The sequence below is a fragment of the Psychrobacter sp. TAE2020 genome, assembly GCF_018919485.1.
GTDB lineage: Bacteria > Pseudomonadota > Gammaproteobacteria > Pseudomonadales > Moraxellaceae > Psychrobacter.
In genome coordinates, this window is sequence record NZ_JAHLMU010000001.1 from 1,189,168 (window position 1) to 1,204,951 (window position 15,784).

Below are 15,784 nucleotides of genomic sequence, written 5' to 3' on the forward strand. Positions count from 1 at the left end.
GATAGAAAAACGCAAAGCAAAAAGCGAAGATAATGCTTATCCCCGCTTTTTGTTTTTATCCATGACGTACTGATACGTCCTAATAGCTATTGTCCGTTAACACTAACTAAAACCTAGTAGCTGTAAAAGTAATTAAAACTGTTGAAGCTAGAAGGGCTATCAGTGTTAACAAGGCCCTAAAATCTAGTAACGGTTCATCAATATTAAAGTACTGGAACTAATAGGTTCTCACCAGTCATCTCAGCAGGTTGGGCTAAATCCATTAGGCCTAGGATAGTAGGTGCTACATCACTTAATCTACCCCCGTTACGTACCTGCAATTTTTGTGCACCAATATAGATAAGAGGCACATGTTCAGTAGTGTGCTGAGTGTGCACTTGACCACTATCGTAGTCCTGCATCTGCTCACAATTGCCATGATCGGCCGTGATTAGCATCTCACCATTGGCAGCACGAATGGCTTTTTCAACGCGTCCTACGCAGACATCTAACGCTTCTACTGCTTGTACTGTCGCAGCAAAAATACCGGTATGCCCGACCATATCACCATTGGCATAATTCACAATCAGGACATCGTACTTACCAGAGTCGATCGCCGCTATCAGCTTATCGGTGACTTCTGCGGCATTCATCTCCGGTTGTAAGTCATAAGTCGCCACATCAGGCGATGGTATCAATATGCGATCTTCACCAGTAAACTCGGCCTCTTGACCGCCACTAAAGAAGAAAGTCACATGCGCATACTTTTCGGTCTCAGCGATACGCAACTGCGTTTTGCCTTGATCTTGTAAGTATTCACCTAACGTATTGTTTAATGAGGTGGGATAATAAGCGATACTAGTCTTACTGTTATCCGCTAGAATATCTGAGTACTTAGTTAGCATTACAAAAGCGGCAAGTTTAGGACGCTTATGACGTGCAAACCCTGAAAACTCATGATCCGGCAATACAAAAGCTTGGGCCAATTCACGCGCTCGGTCTGCACGGAAATTCATAAATATCAGCGCATCGTTATCCTCAACAGTGAAAGGAGTTTCACCATGTTCAATAACAGTAGTCGGACTGACAAACTCATCGGTCTCGCGGGCTTTATAAGCGGCTTGTACAGCACCATCAGCACGAGTTGACAGGCGATCTGCTTTGCCTTCTGTTAACAGCTCATAAGCTTTTTGTACTCGATCCCAACGATTGTCTCGATCCATGGCATAGTAACGACCAATAATACTGGCAATCTGTACTCGCCCTTCATAATGAGCATTGAGCTTATTAATATATTCACGTAGGCGATTAATATACTTATCAGCTGATTTAGGCGGCGTATCTCGACCATCTAAAAAACAATGTACAAAGACGTTTTTGGCGCCATGGACTAAAGCTGAATGGCACATGCCTTCAATATGGTCTTGATGGGCATGCACGCCTCCATCAGAGAGTAAGCCCATAATATGGACATTACCGCCTAATTCATTAGCAGCGTTTACCGCGCCAACTAGCGCTTCGTTTTTATAGAATTCGCGGCTAGCAAGCTCGCTTGAAATACGGGTTGAATCCTGATAAAGAACTCGGCCCGCACCCAGATTCATATGACCAACTTCTGAATTACCAAACTGTCCAGCTGGTAATCCTACATCCTCACCTGAGCCTGATATGAGTCCATGTGGATACTGCTGATAAATTCTATCAAGATTAGGAGTACGAGCAGCAGCAATAGCGTTGTCTTTCTCGTCCTCACGATGGCCAAAACCATCTAGTATCATTAATACACGAGGTACTTTTTTATGTTGCTGGTCGCTACTCTGGTCATTAGACTCTGATTGTTGCTTATTAGTCATAGATTACCGCTCCTCAAGTGGATGAACGTCGGTCATAAATTAATAGGATCAAGATGTAAAGCTGTCTATCTTAACACAAATCTTAAAATAGCCGAAAACTCAACCTTTTTTAACTCAAAATTGAAATAATATATTATAACTCAGCTTACAAAAGATGCTGTCAAACGGTATAAATAAAAACAGGCATAGTACTAACATCTATGACTTATGGTTATGAATGCTAACGACCGTTTAATAATAGCCATCAAACTAGAAGCCTTATCTACTAAGGGTTAACAGCGCTAGTCTTTGCCTTATTTTATTAAATAAGCGCCTATATACCTCATACTGGTTGTACCGATAGCTATAAAACAAACTTGCAATTTCTTATCTCATTGGGTAATATTAGGTTATTCTGAAGTGTTGGCGAGTGGATGCTATTTCCCTGAGCCGATAATGCTTTACCTGGGTGCGCTACCTATTGCTTCATTGTGTATGCCTGCACTGCTTGCAGTGTATCAGGAAACCTGCCGAGGCAATGACGCATCCGCCCTGAACTTCACGGTTCATGGGTCACCATCCCACAGCGGCATTTCGGTTGTTCAATTCGAGGGTGATTATTGCTTTAATAGCTAATGATGACCCTCACTAAAAAGCCCCTAACGTTATTAACGTCAGGGGCTTTTTTTGCCTAATCCACAAGCTAATGCTGTTTTAGACTTTTATCCCTATCAAACAGTTTGCTTATGAAAAGCGCTCTAACGCCTCATAAGCATCACGGTTAGCTATATACTTATCAAAGATACTGCTATTCGTCATTGGCAGACTGAGTGATCTTTTTGACATCTTTAGGGATATTCTTGGCAGTACCATCAATAGTAGTATGCTGCTTAAACACATTACCAAATGAATTTTGCTGTTGCTTATCAAACGGATTTTGGCCACCAGCATCGCCGAACGGGTTTTGACCCCCCATGCCACCGAAAGGATTTTGGCCACCGCCCATACCACCAAACGGATTTTGACCACCCATACCCCCAGCGCCGCCCATTTGCTTAGCCATCATTGCCATCATTTTTTGCTGATTGTTCATTACGTACTTATTAGCCATATCTTTAAGGCGCTTTTGTACTGGTGGTAATACTACCAACAGAGCCAACAGATCACTAATGACCCCAGGTATCAATAACAGAATACCGGCAACCGCCATCGCTACACTCTTAAGCATAGTCGACTCTTCAGGGCGCATTGAAGCATTCATCATACCACCAGCTTTCATCTGCTGCGCCATAGGATTGAGGGAAGCCATACCTTTACGAATAAAAGAGATACCGATAACCGCGGCAATAATAAACCAACCAAATACTAGCCAGCCACTAATGAATTGAGCCAGTAAATACCAGATCAACATCTCAATAATAAACCAAACGATGGCAATACCCACTATCTGACCCATAAACTACCGTCCTATAAAATTAAAAATGCATAAATAACTATATTAACCATCAAATACATTAACTACTAAGCAAATTAAATGGCTTAACTTATGATGTATATGGGGATGGCTTGTTATACTATCAAACTTATGGCTTATTTTTAAGTGAATAAATAATAAGCCGTACAATAAAACCTAAGCAGTATAGACTACTTAATTGGAATCCTGAACTGGAAAACTATGGCAATTATCATTGGGATTGATCCCGGCTCACGTATGACCGGTTATGGTATCATCCAACAAACGGGCGACAAACTAACTTATATCGATGCAGGGACTATACGCACCGACACTAAAGAGATGCCCGAACGTCTCAAACGTATCTTTAACGGTCTAACACGCATCACTCAACACCATATCAAGTATGCCAACGAGCCTATTCATACTGCTATTGAACAAGTATTTATGGCAGAGAATCCAGACTCAGCACTTAAGCTGGGACAAGCGCGTGGCGCAGCTATTGCGGCTATGGTGGCTTTGGACTTAGAAGTATCAGAATATACTGCTCGTCAAATAAAACAAGCCGTCTGTGGCTATGGCGCTGCCGCTAAAGAGCAAGTTCAAGAGATGGTTTGTCGTATCTTATTGTTAGATGTGGTGCCGCAACAAGATGCAGCAGACGGTTTAGCTTGTGCCATCTGTCATGCTCATTCAAGTCACTCTATGAATAAGCTATTACTAAATAGTGGCTTACGCGGACGTGGTGCTTCTAAGAAGAAGGGTCGTTGGCGCCTTACGGAAGAGGATTTAGGTAACCTTAGATAACTACTAACCTATGTCAGCAAGTCCCATCACTTAGCTACTCATAGAAGTTCAGTAATAAGGCTGTTAACGGAAAAACAAAAAACGCGTCACTGTTTATCAGAACGCGTTTTTTAGCTCAAGCTTTTAACTTAAATAGCTACTTACCTATTAGCTACTTACCTATATAGCTACTTTAATGACTGATAAAAAGCTATTTGATAGCGCTTGTTTCTATAACGGTATCTAGAACATACGCATATTCTGAGTCTATATTATCTACCAGCACTGTATCAGCTTCAGTTTTGAAACGCTGTAAACGTAATACTTGATCCTGAGTATTATCATGCTCATAACCATCGATAGTGCCCGCAAACTCTACTACTTCTCCCTCGTCGACTTTTCTTCCTTGCTCATCATAAGTGACCGGTTTTACTTGCAAACACATCTGCCCGTTATTATCTACACAAGGCTTAGTATTGGCACTTACTGCCCAAAATACAGTCGTAGCTTTACCTTTATATTTAGCTTGTGGGGTCATTTTCCCAGTCCATACCAAAGTAACACCATCGCTAGTCACTTGAGTTAATTCTGTACCCTCTCCTACCACTAAGCTTAGCTCACTGTCGCCTTGCATCAGCTCATTCAAACGGTTTTCAACTATATCTAAGTCGCCACAGGACATTTTGGTGCTCATGCTCTCATCGATGCTAAGCTTCTGATCTTCTAGCTGATAAGCCGCACCCATAGTATTACAGCCAACGCTATAGCTAATACTGTTCTGGCCTTGATGCTGATTAAAATTTAAAGTCACTTGATCTTTGATCGCCATAAGTGTGCTCAGAGGCTGGTTATTATTATCCATAGCCGTAGCTAAGGTCCAACGGTAGCGAGGGAGATTATCGATCATGGTTTGCTCAGCAGTTGCAGAAACAGCGTTGGTAGTATCAGATGCCGTCACAGCGCTACCAGTCACGACATCACTAATAGTATTAGTAGCTGCAACCTCAGAATCATTAGTTTGAGAGATGTCGTTACAGGCGCTTAATGCTAAGCTTGCGGCTAGTAGACTTGGCAACCAGACTAATTTTTCTGATTTGGTTATTGGTTTCATAATGGTACCTATTGTATTGCTTATTTATTGGTCGTCAGTGCTAACTTTAGCTTTTGCCATGTTTTGAATACTAAAACGCTGATGCATCATGTGATAAAAATGCGCCAAGTTATCGCCTTGTTTGGTTGGATTTACTTTGAGGGCTTTACCAAAATCAAGACCTATATACAAGACAATATCAGCAAAAGTTAGGTGATCGGTAATAAGATAATCACGCCCTTCGAGCACATTCTCAAAATAAGGTAGGGCGGCAACTGCTCGAGCAATAGACTTCTCTGCAAACTCAGGCACTTGATCAACACGTGCTGCTTTGGATGGATGGCGGTGCTGAAAGGCTAGCATAAAATTATATAACACTTCAAATTCGGCAATACGGCGCATAGCACAGACCTGAGCACGCTGTACTACATCATTACCCATCACTGAACGTTCACCATAGACCCGATCTAAGTACTCACAAATAGCCTGTGAATCATTAAGCACTGTACCATCATCCAAAGTCATCACTGGTACAGTCTGCATAGGATTCATGGTCGTGAAAGCTTCAGTCATATGCTCATTAGCAGTAATATCAATATCTACCACATCTAAGTCATCCATGTCATCGACATCGATACCTTTGGAAGCTAATAAAATTAGGGCTTTACGTGGATTAGGTGCAGTGCGAGAAACGTATAATTTTTTCATGATATATTCCTAGTAAGTAATGTCAGAGAGCGACAGCCTGTGATTATAGTTTTTGCTGATAAACATTAAGTAGTAGTCTTTAAAATTAAATTAAATTAATAGTAACCCTACTGCTCTTATCATAGCAAAACCCTACTGACACTTGGGGAAAAATCACAAAAGCCCCACAACCTAAGGCTATGGGGCTTCTGTATAGTATTTATCATACTGATTAACATGGATAAAATACGGTTAACTGTAGTTCGCGTTTAACTATTAAGACTAATAAACAGCTTATTTGTTAGGCGCAGGCGTAGTACGTAAATAAGGCTTAATTTCAGTATAGCCTTTTGGATAATTAGCAGCGATATCTTCATTTTTAACGCTTGGCGGAATAATAACGTCATCGCCATCTTTCCAGTCTACTGGGGTAGCGACATTATATTTATCAGATAGTTGCAGGGCATCGATAACTCGGATAATCTCATCAAAGTTACGGCCACAGCTAGCAGGGTAAGTCAAAATTAGGCGAACCTTTTTATTTGGGTCGATAATAAACACACTTCTAACAGTAGCAGTAGTACTGGCATTAGGGTGCAACATATCATATAAATTCGCTACATCCTTATTAGGATCAGCGATGATTGGGAAGTTCAATGCCGTACCTTGAGTCTCACCGATATCTTTTGCCCACTCATGATGATCGTCTAAGCCATCTACTGAGATACAAATTGGCTTAACGTTACGCTTTTGAAACTCGCCATTCAAGGCAGCAGCTCGGCCAAGCTCAGTAGTACATACTGGGGTAAAATCGGCTGGATGTGAGAAGAACACCACCCATTTATCACCGGCCCAATCATAAAAATTAATATCGCCATCAGTAGTACTTGCATCAAAATTTGGAGCGCTATCGCCCAATCGTAAATGTGCCATTGCTAATTCCTTATTTATTGAGGTTCATTTATTAAAATTGATTTATTAAATTTGGTTTATTAAAAGATGAGCGTTAATATTCAAACTTATAGGGATACTGTATTAGGAAGAATGACATGCAGCTGGCTAATCATTATTAGCAACACCTCAGTCAAAAACCTCCTCTAGCTTAACAAATTGGTTATGAATGTCTTGTGACCGATTGTAATGCGCTTATTCCAGTTATGGATAAGCAACTCATCTACCCGCTTTTGCTGCTTAGCGATGACTAATGCATTCACTAGTCAGCTATCATAAGGCAGGTTGTGTTAAAAAAGCATCATAAAACCAGCGATTGCAAAATAACTGGTGATTAACTATTGGTTAACCATTGAATACTAGTTGGCCTTAAACATCGGTGCACCGTCAATTTTTAACTCAACTTTATCTTTTTTCCACATCAATCTTGGCGTCGCCTCACTCATACGCTTACTAACCTCACCTGAGTGCTGCAAAGTAATGCCTTGCTCATCAATGATGGCTATACCAATGACATAAGTGTAAACCAAATTACTTTTGGCTTTTGGGGAAGCTTTTATATTAAATACACATTCGACAACTTGATCTTTATATTGCATGCGCATTTTTGGCTGTAATGAGGCGATAGAGACCATGCCGTTTGACACCGCTGAGTAGACTGAGAATACTAAGGCCAGTTTGCCGCCATAGTATTTAGCGATAGCTGGATTGACTAACACTATCTCCTTGCCAGGCTCATTAATGCTAGCAACTTTTATATCGCCTTGATGCTGGATAAAAGGCATAGTCGTTAAGCTACCAATTTGCGCAGGAGCATGGATATAACTCATGTCTTTGCTGTGGTGAGCCAATATCCCAACGCGTAAATCTAAGTCATCATTATCTGCACTAGCATCACCATTATCCATCCAGATCGCTTCTACCACTAAATGCTCATTATCCCCTTTAGTAAGAGTAATTCGATGCTCGCTACCGGGTTTGTCGAGGGTTACTTTTTTTAGATTAAGCGCTGGCGAGTTACTGATAACGTTGCTCGTTGAACTAGCAAGGTTTGTAGTGCTGGTAGGGGTTGTACTGCTTAGAGAGTTATTACCGGCATTGATATTGCTGTCGATAACAGTGCTAGCTTGCCCATCATCCTCAGCTACCTCACCACCGAAATGCGTCACTAACGCGCTTAAACCACCGTTGAACCCTTGACCAATAGCGTTAATACGCCAAGTGTCACTCTTGCGATAAACTTGTAATAGCATAACAGCACGCTGATTATCAAAGCCGCTACCATCGAACGTATAACTGGCTAATACTTGCCCTGCTTGCTCAAGTTTGACTGTGCTTGCCCCAAGTTCACGCATAGTGGCCTGACCGTCAATAGTGGCTGTTAGCACTAAATAGTCTATCGAGCTAGGCAGTTTAGTCAGGTCGATATTGAAACGCTGCTGCTGATTATCTGCTTGCCAGCTCACAGCACCACAAGGGGTTTTGGGCTGGTTATAAAAGGTCATATAATCATCATTTGCTAGCTGCTGCTCAGTGTTTAGGCCAAAGCAAGCCACATCAGTAACCATGCTAGTGGTCAGCTCTACTACTAAAGTGAACTGCTGGGCAATGGCAGCGTCAGTAAATTTCGCTTTTTGACCCGTTATTAAATTGAGCATCAGAGTAATTCCCGTTAAGTGTTAACTATTTATAATCATAACTAGCGAAAAACATCATTATCATTGCCCACAAAAAAGCCTATCTCTAGCGTACTAGAAATAGGCGATGTTGCAAACTACTATTGTTTAATTTAGCTCACAAAAACCAGCTTGAACTGAACTAGTTTCTAACCATCTAAGCTGGCTTGTAACTATCACGCAAGCTTACGATTTGGTTAAATACTGGTCGCTCATGGTTATGCTCGATAGCATCAGAGATAAAGTAGCCTTCACGTTCAAACTGGAAACGTGTGCCAGCGTCAGCATTGACTAATGATGGCTCGACTACCGCATTGAGCTGGGTTAAAGAGTTAGGATTCAATGCTGCGTGTACGTCACTAACACTACTCGGATCTTCAACGCTAAACAACGGCTCGTACAGACGTACCGTAGCTGGAATACCTTGGCTGGCTGATACCCAATGGATAACGCCTTTGACTTTGCGACCTTCAGGATTTTGGCCTAAAGTTGTTGGATCAATCGTGGCTTTTAGTTCAATTACTTTGCCATTCTCATCAAGCACATGCTCAGTCACCGCTAGTACGTAAGTATTGCGCAGACGAATTTCAGGCTTCTCAGGCGACAGGCGCTTATAACCTGCCGGTGGCTCAAGCTCGTAATCGCCTGCATCTATGTATAAATCTTTAGTAAATGGAATCTCACGCTCACCCATATCTTCAACGTTAGGATGCTTAGGCTGAGTTAACCAAAGCGTTTGCGTATTATCATCAAAGCGCGCAGTAACGCCTTGCGCTTTTAACGACTCCCATTCTTTGATCGCCTCATCAAAGTTAGTAATAGTCACTTTTAGAGGGTTTAGTACCGCCATACCACGAGCGGTAGTGTCGTCTAACGACTGACGAATGCTAAACTCTAGTAGACGCATATCGACTACGCCATCAGCTTTGGCAACCCCAACACGATCACAGAAATCACGTAGGCCTTCAGGAGTGTAACCACGGCGACGCATACCGGCAATCGTTGGCATCCGGGGGTCATCCCATCCATCAACGATACCTTCATCAACCAATTGCTTGAGCTTACGCTTACTAGTCAAAGTATGATCGACATTCAAGCGCGAAAACTCATACTGATGTGGCGGCTGCTCAAAGCCTACTTTCTCAACCACCCAATCATAAAACGGACGATGATCTTCAAACTCTAAAGTACATATAGAATGAGTAATACCTTCATGAGCATCTGATAATGGATGGGCAAAATCATACATCGGATAGATACACCATTTATCACCAGTCTGATGATGCTGTTGATGCATCACTCGATAGATAATAGGGTCACGCATGTTCATATTGGCATCAGCCATATCAATTTTGGCCCGCAGCACCGCTTTACCATCAGCATATTTGCCCTCTTTCATATCTGCAAATAACTGCAAGTTGTCTGCTACGCTAGTATCACGTTGCGGTGAGTCTGTGCCAGCTTCTTTAAACGAGCCACGGTTATCTCTGATTTGCTCGAGTGTCTGTAGATCAACATAAGCATCACCTTGCTCGATCAGTTTTACCGCCCAACTATAGAGCTGGTCAAAGTAGCTAGAGGCATGTAACGCTTCACCTGCCCACTCAAAACCTAGCCACTGCACATCAGTCTTAATATTATCGATATAATCTTGTTTTTCAGCGGTCGGGTTAGTATCGTCATAACGCAAATGACAAATACCACCGAACTCTTCGGCGATACCAAAGTTTAAGCAAATAGACTTTACATGACCCAAATGTAAGTAACCATTTGGCTCTGGCGGAAAACGAGTAACAATCTGCGCATACTTCTGCGCTTTGATATCCTCACGAATGATATTACGAATAAAATCGTTTTTTGGCTCTTTTTTTGGCTCAGTGTTGTTGGAGGGCTTACTCATCAATCATTGCTCCTAGGCAATTTATCAATTTATGCGACGCATCATCACGCCTCATAAAAATTTGTAAATAAAAAAGGTTTTAGAAAAATTATAACAAAGATATAAAGTTGCGTTATTCTATCAGCTTTTACAAACTCATTAACAGCCAGATACATGACAGACGACAAAAAAGCCGTTAGACTAACCATGAATTTACTATCAACTCAACACAGCGCCACTTTAGGTGCTGCTAATAAAAAGGATTATCACATGGTAGATATGCCACCAGTAGTACAACTTGACACTAGTATGGGCGCTATCGTTATCGAACTTAACGAAGAAAAAGCACCAAAAACGGTTGCCAACTTTCTGAACTATGTAAAATCAGGTCAGTATGAAGGTACTATCTTTCATCGCATTATCGATGGTTTTATGATTCAAGGCGGCGGTATGGACGCTGAAATGAATGAAAAGCCAACTAACAAGCCTGTTGAAAATGAAGCCGATAACGGCCTAAAAAACAACGCTGGCACGATTGCTATGGCTCGTACTCAAGATCCACATTCAGCGACTAGCCAATTCTTCGTTAACGTAAAAGATAACGATTTCTTGAATCATACTGGCAAGAACGCTCAAGGCTGGGGTTACACCGTTTTTGGTAAAGTCACTAGCGGTATGGACGTTATCGAAAAAATGCGCGGCGTACCTACCGGTCGTTTCGGTATGCATGCTGATGTGCCAAAAACACCAGTTACTATCACCTCTGCAAAAATTATTTCTGAATAGTTTGCCAACCAAGGCTTATAAATAATCCTTGGCAGCTGTGCAAAAACTTAATAAGCCACAAAGGTTAAGATAAATGCAGACATTTAATCATCTAATAACGACCCGCCCGCATCAGCTACGGCAAGTATTGATTAGCGATTTGCATTTATCACCTGAAGAGCCTGCCTTAGTGCAGGCTTTTTTGGCTTTACTTGATGATTGCTTAGTGCTGCCAGCCCTCAAGCGTCTATTTATTTTAGGGGATTGGTTTGAGGTCTGGCTTGGCGATGATGTTTATCTAAGCTTATCGCCATCGCAGCAGCAAACCCACTGGCTAACGCCTATGATCACTAAGCTTAAACAGTTGCGATTAGCTGGCTGTGATATTTTGGTGATGCATGGTAATCGCGATTTTTTATTAGCTCAGACATTCTGCGATCTATTCGACGGTCAGCTGATTTATGAGCCTTATGCGATAAAAGTTGGTGAGCAAAAATTCCGCTTAGAGCATGGCGATGCGTTATGTACCGATGATATGAAATATCAGTTGTTTCGTAAAGTGATGCGTCATAGATTTACTAAATGGTATTTACTTAATAAGTCACTAGAAAAAAGACTAGCCATCGCAGATAATATCCGGCAAAAAAGTAAGCACAATAATACTAAGAAAGCGGCTTATATTATGGATGTTAACCAAGCCTCAGTGGACAAAGCACTTTTTAAATTTGATGCTCTATTACATGGGCATACTCATCGTCCAGAGACTTATCATAGCAATGAAGGCCGCAGCCGCTATGTGCTCGGCGATTGGCGACTATTCGATGTGGACACACGCCAGCCTAAAGTTAGTGCGGTGATTGGCGTTATCACTGCTGATGTTGCCGATAGTACTGATATAGATAGTACTGATATAGATAGTACGGATGTTAATAATGATACAGACTCAGACTTCAATAACGACAGTGCAGAGTTCGATTTAGTAGAGTTTGAATTTTTGCTTAGGTAATGATCATCAACTAGTAGCCAGATTCATAGCCTTAGCATACTGTTTAGGAGCAAGCCTTATAGTGACTAATAGCATACCCACAAGGGTGCAAATAAGCAGCAGCCAGACGATCTGAAAACTACCTGACCACTCCCGCATTACCCCTGCTATATAAGGCATAATGGCTGTGATGACAAAGCCGATGCCTTGTACAAAGGCCGTCAAGGCCCCCGCCATACTATGATTAGATAAATGATCAAGCGCTACGGTCAGCGTCAGTGCAAAGCAGGCACCAAGACCACAACCGATCATCGATACCCAAACGATCAACATAGAGGCTGGCATTATCATCAACCCTGCAAAGCCAAGAATCTGAATGCTGACGGCAAACAATAACCAAGGGCGTCGATCTAGACGATTAGAGGCTAGTGCAGGAATAGCTATTGCCCCTAGCACCTGAAAAATAGTCATGATGCCGATCAGCTCACCACTACTTTGGGCGCTCCAGCCTAAGCTGCGTGCATAAGTAGGTAGCCAAGCAATCATACAAGCGTAACCGGCATTAGCTAAGCCAAAATAGCTGGCCAACAACCAAGCACGGCGATTGCTAAAGAAGTTAATAGGCACGCTTTTTGTGATGGTTGCCATGCCTTTAGTAGGCCTTAGCCACCAAAGTAGTAGAGCGATTACTGGCATGACTAGCCAAATCCCAAGCCCCGATTGCCAACGGCCATAATGTTGAGCCACCAACGGACTTAGCATAGCGGCGATGCCACCACCAGCCATTAATGCGGCAGAATAAAACCCCATCGCTAACGGTACACGTTTGGGATACCAGCGTTTGACCACCCCAGGTGCCATTGCTTGCACAATAGCGATACCCGTACCGCCTATTAAAGCGCTGGCTATTAACGCCCAACCTGATTGCAAGGAAAAACGCCATAAGCCTGCTAAAGCAATAGCCAATAAGCCGCTAGTTATCCAAGCACTTTCGCTCAGTCGGCGACCGATCCAAGGCAGCAATAAAGGAAAGACACCCATACATAGCATTGGCAATACTACTAGTAATGAAGCCGCTTGTAGGCCCATGCCCGTGCTTAAGCGAATCTCGGCTAACAAGGGTCCCGTGGAGGTTATCGTTGGTCGTAGAGTCAGTGCAAATCCAGCAATGACCACCATAGGCCATAATGAGCTGATTACTGACTGCTTAGTATTGATAGAAATGCGTTTAGTGTTCATCAGCAAACAGAGGCCCCTTGTTACCAAAAGCTTAGCCATAAAAAGCCGACGCTGAACGCCGACTTTTAGTGGGTTATATTTTTAGGTAACTATTTTAGTAGTAATTTCAGTAATAATTTCAGTAATAATTATGGCGTGATAGCCTTTTTGATAAGCTTAGAAGTTTTTACTAAGGCTTAAAAAGGTTTAAAAGGTAGGAATTTACCATCTAGAGTAATAACAGCGCGATCGCCACCTTCTGGATCTGCAACTTTTTTGATATCCATTTTGAAGTTGATAGCACTGATGATACCGTCGCCAAACTGCTCATGAACTAGAGCTTTAAGGGTCGTACCATAGACTTGCATCATCTCATAGAATCTGTAGATAGTTGGATCAGTAGGCATTTCGCTGCCGACACTGCCACGTAGTGGAATAGCTTGCAATAAGGTGATAGCGTCGTCATCAAGACCTAAAGTCTCACCAACTTGTTGTGCCACTGCGCTTGGTAATGGATGCTGACCTAGTAGAGCTGCTGTCACATAGACATCGCTTAAACCAGTATTGGCGGCTATTTGCTCGAATGATAAGTTTTTTGCAGCTTTGGCAGCAATAATAGTATCGGTTAAGGCTTGACGAGCGCTGTTGCTAATTTGAGACTGAATCATGGTAATACCTTTTATGGTTAGTGATAGTTAGGTTGATAATAATCAGCTGTAAAAATCAGTTATGAAAAACTAGTTGTGAAAATTAGTATTGTTTTAAAAAACAGTAAGCTTAAACGGCGACAGGAAGCTGCTGTATAGGATAAGCGCGAACCTCGGTATGCTCTGCTAGCGAAACAAAGTCGTTAGTAGCGCCATCTAAAGCATCAATACTACCGGTTTCGATATCGTACACCCAGCCATGTAATGACAAACGGCCTTCTCTTATAGCCAAACGTACTGAAGGGTGGGTTTTAATATTTTCAATCTGGGCAATGACGTTTTCTCGTACCATAGATTCGATACGGTCGCCATCGCTTAAATGCTCGATAGATTCATTAACTACTCGTGCTGAATCAGCGTATTTTAGCCAGCTACCGACCGCTGGCATGTGATCCATGCAAGTACAATTGGCGATAGCCGTCATAGCGCCGCAGTCTGAGTGACCACAAATGACTACATCGGTAACTTGTAATGCGGTTACCGCATACTCTACTGAGGCTGATACTCCGCCTGGCTCAGGGCCATAAGAAGGTACAATGTTGCCAGCGTTACGAATCACAAACAGGCCACCGGGTTCATGTTGAGTGACTAACTCAGGAACTAAACGGCTATCTGAGCAAGAGATAAATAAGGTGCGTGGGTTCTGCTGAGTAGCCAAACCTTTAAATAAGTCAGCACGTTCAGGATAAGCCTCGCTATGGAATTTTAAAAATCCTTCAATAATATCTTTCATCTCGGCGCTCTGTGTTGTTTCGATAAAATGAATTCTACGCTGTTAATGTGATAAGGTAAAAGACTAGTATGTTATGATGTCGATAATAAATACTTATAGATAGATCAAAAAAACACTATGATACTTAGACACATTAATTATTTTTTGGCAGTGGCCAAGCACCAAAGCTTCACACGGGCAGCAGAGTCTTTATATGTCTCGCAGCCTGCTTTGTCGCAGCAGATCAAGCAATTAGAGCAAACCTTAGGGGCCTGTTTATTTGATCGTTCAGGTCGCAGTGTCAAGCTGACTGATGCTGGTGAAGTCTATGCCCGCTATGCGCGTAAAGCCTTGCAGGATTTGGAGGAAGGACGCCGAGCGCTGCACGATGTACAGACTTTAAGTCGTGGTTCTTTGCGAATTGCTATTACCCCGACTTTTACTACTTATTTGATAGGGCCATTGATCAAGGCCTTTCATACTCGTTATCCTAATATCACCTTAAGCGTGCAAGAGATGTCACAAGAGCAGATGGAAAAGCAGTTACTCGATGATGAATTCGATGTCGGTATTGCTTTTGCAGAGGTGCACTCTGCTGATATAGAAGTGCAGACCTTGCTTATCGAGACCTTGGCATTAGTAGTCAATAACAATCACCCACTCTCCCAGCACCTTACTATTGATTTGCAAACCTTGAATAAACAGTCGATGGTGCTTTTGAGTAGTAGCTTTGCCACCCGTGAACAGATTGAGCGCTACTGTCGGCAGCATGACATTCAACCAAAAGTAATGATGGAGGCTAACTCTTTAAGTGCGGTTATCGAAATAGTCCGTCATACTCAATTGAGTACTTTACTACCCTCCAATATTGCCCATGTTCGCGACGAGCTGATCGCTATTGAACTGGCACCGACTTTACTAAAGCGTACTGCCGTATTGCTACAACGCAAAGGCGCTTATCGCAGTGCCGCTACTGAGGCATTTATTGCTTTAGCGCATAAGGTTTGTGAGGTAGAGGAAGCAGGATAATCAATAAGCTAGCCATTTATAAAACTTGGCCAATA

14 protein-coding genes and 1 other RNA gene are annotated in these 15,784 nt (G+C 42.3%); 5 read left to right on the forward strand and 10 right to left on the reverse strand.

From position 1 onward, the window contains the following. Window positions 1–203: 203 nt before the first annotated feature. Window positions 204–1,832 carry a 2,3-bisphosphoglycerate-independent phosphoglycerate mutase gene (gene gpmI / locus KPY62_RS04695; protein WP_216581035.1) on the reverse strand — a complete coding sequence of 543 codons (1,629 nt, stop codon included), beginning with the start codon at window positions 1,830–1,832 and terminating at the stop codon, window positions 204–206. A gap of 388 nt (window positions 1,833–2,220) precedes the next feature. On the opposite strand from gpmI, the gene ssrS reads away from it, so the two are divergent. Continuing rightward, a non-coding RNA gene (gene ssrS / locus KPY62_RS04700) (6S RNA) lies at window positions 2,221–2,416 on the forward strand. Window positions 2,417–2,619: 203 nt separating this feature from the next. On the opposite strand, the gene KPY62_RS04705 is transcribed toward ssrS, so the two are convergent. Beyond that, window positions 2,620–3,267, reverse strand: a complete 648-nt coding sequence (locus tag KPY62_RS04705; protein WP_216581036.1) for an FxsA family protein — start codon at window positions 3,265–3,267, stop codon at window positions 2,620–2,622. Window positions 3,268–3,486: 219 nt separating this feature from the next. Here KPY62_RS04705 and ruvC point away from each other — a divergent pair, with 219 nt between their 5' ends. Continuing rightward, on the forward strand, window positions 3,487–4,071 hold the full coding sequence (gene ruvC / locus KPY62_RS04710; RefSeq protein WP_216581037.1) for a crossover junction endodeoxyribonuclease RuvC: 585 nt from the start codon (window positions 3,487–3,489) through the stop codon (window positions 4,069–4,071). A gap of 190 nt (window positions 4,072–4,261) precedes the next feature. Here ruvC and KPY62_RS04715 read toward each other — a convergent pair whose 3' ends face one another. From KPY62_RS04715 to KPY62_RS04735, 5 genes are all read right to left on the reverse strand, one after another. Then, window positions 4,262–5,161, reverse strand: coding sequence for an META domain-containing protein (locus tag KPY62_RS04715; RefSeq protein ID WP_216581038.1), 900 nt, complete (start codon window positions 5,159–5,161; stop codon window positions 4,262–4,264). A 24-nt stretch (window positions 5,162–5,185) separates the two neighbouring features. Next, on the reverse strand, window positions 5,186–5,848 hold the full coding sequence (locus tag KPY62_RS04720) for a glutathione S-transferase family protein (RefSeq protein ID WP_216581039.1): 663 nt from the start codon (window positions 5,846–5,848) through the stop codon (window positions 5,186–5,188). Window positions 5,849–6,121: 273 nt separating this feature from the next. Next, window positions 6,122–6,760, reverse strand: a complete 639-nt coding sequence (locus tag KPY62_RS04725; RefSeq protein WP_216581040.1) for a peroxiredoxin — start codon at window positions 6,758–6,760, stop codon at window positions 6,122–6,124. A 377-nt stretch (window positions 6,761–7,137) separates the two neighbouring features. After that, a complete protein-coding gene (locus KPY62_RS04730; protein ID WP_216581041.1) occupies window positions 7,138–8,436 on the reverse strand; it encodes a TerD family protein in 1,299 nt (432 codons plus the stop codon). A gap of 175 nt (window positions 8,437–8,611) precedes the next feature. Then, complete coding sequence (locus KPY62_RS04735) at window positions 8,612–10,354, reverse strand: glutamine--tRNA ligase/YqeY domain fusion protein (protein WP_216581042.1); 1,743 nt, start codon at window positions 10,352–10,354, stop codon at window positions 8,612–8,614. 249 nt (window positions 10,355–10,603) lie between these two features. On the opposite strand from KPY62_RS04735, the gene KPY62_RS04740 reads away from it, so the two are divergent. Both KPY62_RS04740 and KPY62_RS04745 read left to right on the forward strand, forming a co-directional pair. Further along, window positions 10,604–11,119 (forward strand): peptidylprolyl isomerase, encoded by a 516-nt coding sequence (locus KPY62_RS04740; RefSeq protein WP_216583134.1) that lies wholly within the window; start codon window positions 10,604–10,606, stop codon window positions 11,117–11,119. Window positions 11,120–11,192: 73 nt separating this feature from the next. Further along, complete coding sequence (locus KPY62_RS04745) at window positions 11,193–12,104, forward strand: UDP-2,3-diacylglucosamine diphosphatase (RefSeq protein ID WP_216581043.1); 912 nt, start codon at window positions 11,193–11,195, stop codon at window positions 12,102–12,104. Window positions 12,105–12,110: 6 nt separating this feature from the next. Here the strand turns inward: KPY62_RS04745 and KPY62_RS04750 are convergent, their stop codons facing one another. From KPY62_RS04750 to KPY62_RS04760, 3 genes are all read right to left on the reverse strand, one after another. Next, window positions 12,111–13,322: a CynX/NimT family MFS transporter gene (locus KPY62_RS04750; RefSeq protein ID WP_216581044.1), complete on the reverse strand. Its 1,212-nt coding sequence runs from the start codon at window positions 13,320–13,322 to the stop codon at window positions 12,111–12,113. Between the two features lie 176 nt (window positions 13,323–13,498). Beyond that, the gene (gene cynS, locus KPY62_RS04755; protein WP_216581045.1) at window positions 13,499–13,969 is read right to left on the reverse strand and encodes a cyanase; all 471 of its coding nucleotides are present in this window, start codon (window positions 13,967–13,969) and stop codon (window positions 13,499–13,501) included. Window positions 13,970–14,078: 109 nt separating this feature from the next. Beyond that, window positions 14,079–14,741 (reverse strand): carbonic anhydrase, encoded by a 663-nt coding sequence (locus tag KPY62_RS04760; RefSeq protein WP_216581046.1) that lies wholly within the window; start codon window positions 14,739–14,741, stop codon window positions 14,079–14,081. A gap of 117 nt (window positions 14,742–14,858) precedes the next feature. Here KPY62_RS04760 and cynR point away from each other — a divergent pair, with 117 nt between their 5' ends. Continuing rightward, window positions 14,859–15,749, forward strand: a complete 891-nt coding sequence (gene cynR / locus KPY62_RS04765; protein WP_216581047.1) for a transcriptional regulator CynR — start codon at window positions 14,859–14,861, stop codon at window positions 15,747–15,749. Window positions 15,750–15,784: the final 35 nt, after the last annotated feature.

What these genes read in the sequence shown, in the direction of transcription:
- cynS (WP_216581045.1), bottom strand. Translation starts at nt 13,969, where the DNA reads ATGATTCAGTCTCAAATTAGCAACAGCGCTCGTCAAGCCTTAACCGAT.
- KPY62_RS04735 (WP_216581042.1), bottom strand. Translation starts at nt 10,354, where the DNA reads ATGAGTAAGCCCTCCAACAACACTGAGCCAAAAAAAGAGCCAAAAAAC.
- gpmI (WP_216581035.1), bottom strand. Translation starts at nt 1,832, where the DNA reads ATGACTAATAAGCAACAATCAGAGTCTAATGACCAGAGTAGCGACCAG.
- KPY62_RS04725 (WP_216581040.1), bottom strand. Translation starts at nt 6,760, where the DNA reads ATGGCACATTTACGATTGGGCGATAGCGCTCCAAATTTTGATGCAAGT.
- KPY62_RS04730 (WP_216581041.1), bottom strand. Translation starts at nt 8,436, where the DNA reads ATGCTCAATTTAATAACGGGTCAAAAAGCGAAATTTACTGACGCTGCC.
- ruvC (WP_216581037.1), top strand. Translation starts at nt 3,487, where the DNA reads ATGGCAATTATCATTGGGATTGATCCCGGCTCACGTATGACCGGTTAT.
- KPY62_RS04715 (WP_216581038.1), bottom strand. Translation starts at nt 5,161, where the DNA reads ATGAAACCAATAACCAAATCAGAAAAATTAGTCTGGTTGCCAAGTCTA.
- KPY62_RS04760 (WP_216581046.1), bottom strand. Translation starts at nt 14,741, where the DNA reads ATGAAAGATATTATTGAAGGATTTTTAAAATTCCATAGCGAGGCTTAT.
- KPY62_RS04750 (WP_216581044.1), bottom strand. Translation starts at nt 13,322, where the DNA reads ATGAACACTAAACGCATTTCTATCAATACTAAGCAGTCAGTAATCAGC.
- KPY62_RS04745 (WP_216581043.1), top strand. Translation starts at nt 11,193, where the DNA reads ATGCAGACATTTAATCATCTAATAACGACCCGCCCGCATCAGCTACGG.
- cynR (WP_216581047.1), top strand. Translation starts at nt 14,859, where the DNA reads ATGATACTTAGACACATTAATTATTTTTTGGCAGTGGCCAAGCACCAA.
- KPY62_RS04720 (WP_216581039.1), bottom strand. Translation starts at nt 5,848, where the DNA reads ATGAAAAAATTATACGTTTCTCGCACTGCACCTAATCCACGTAAAGCC.
- KPY62_RS04705 (WP_216581036.1), bottom strand. Translation starts at nt 3,267, where the DNA reads ATGGGTCAGATAGTGGGTATTGCCATCGTTTGGTTTATTATTGAGATG.
- KPY62_RS04740 (WP_216583134.1), top strand. Translation starts at nt 10,604, where the DNA reads ATGGTAGATATGCCACCAGTAGTACAACTTGACACTAGTATGGGCGCT.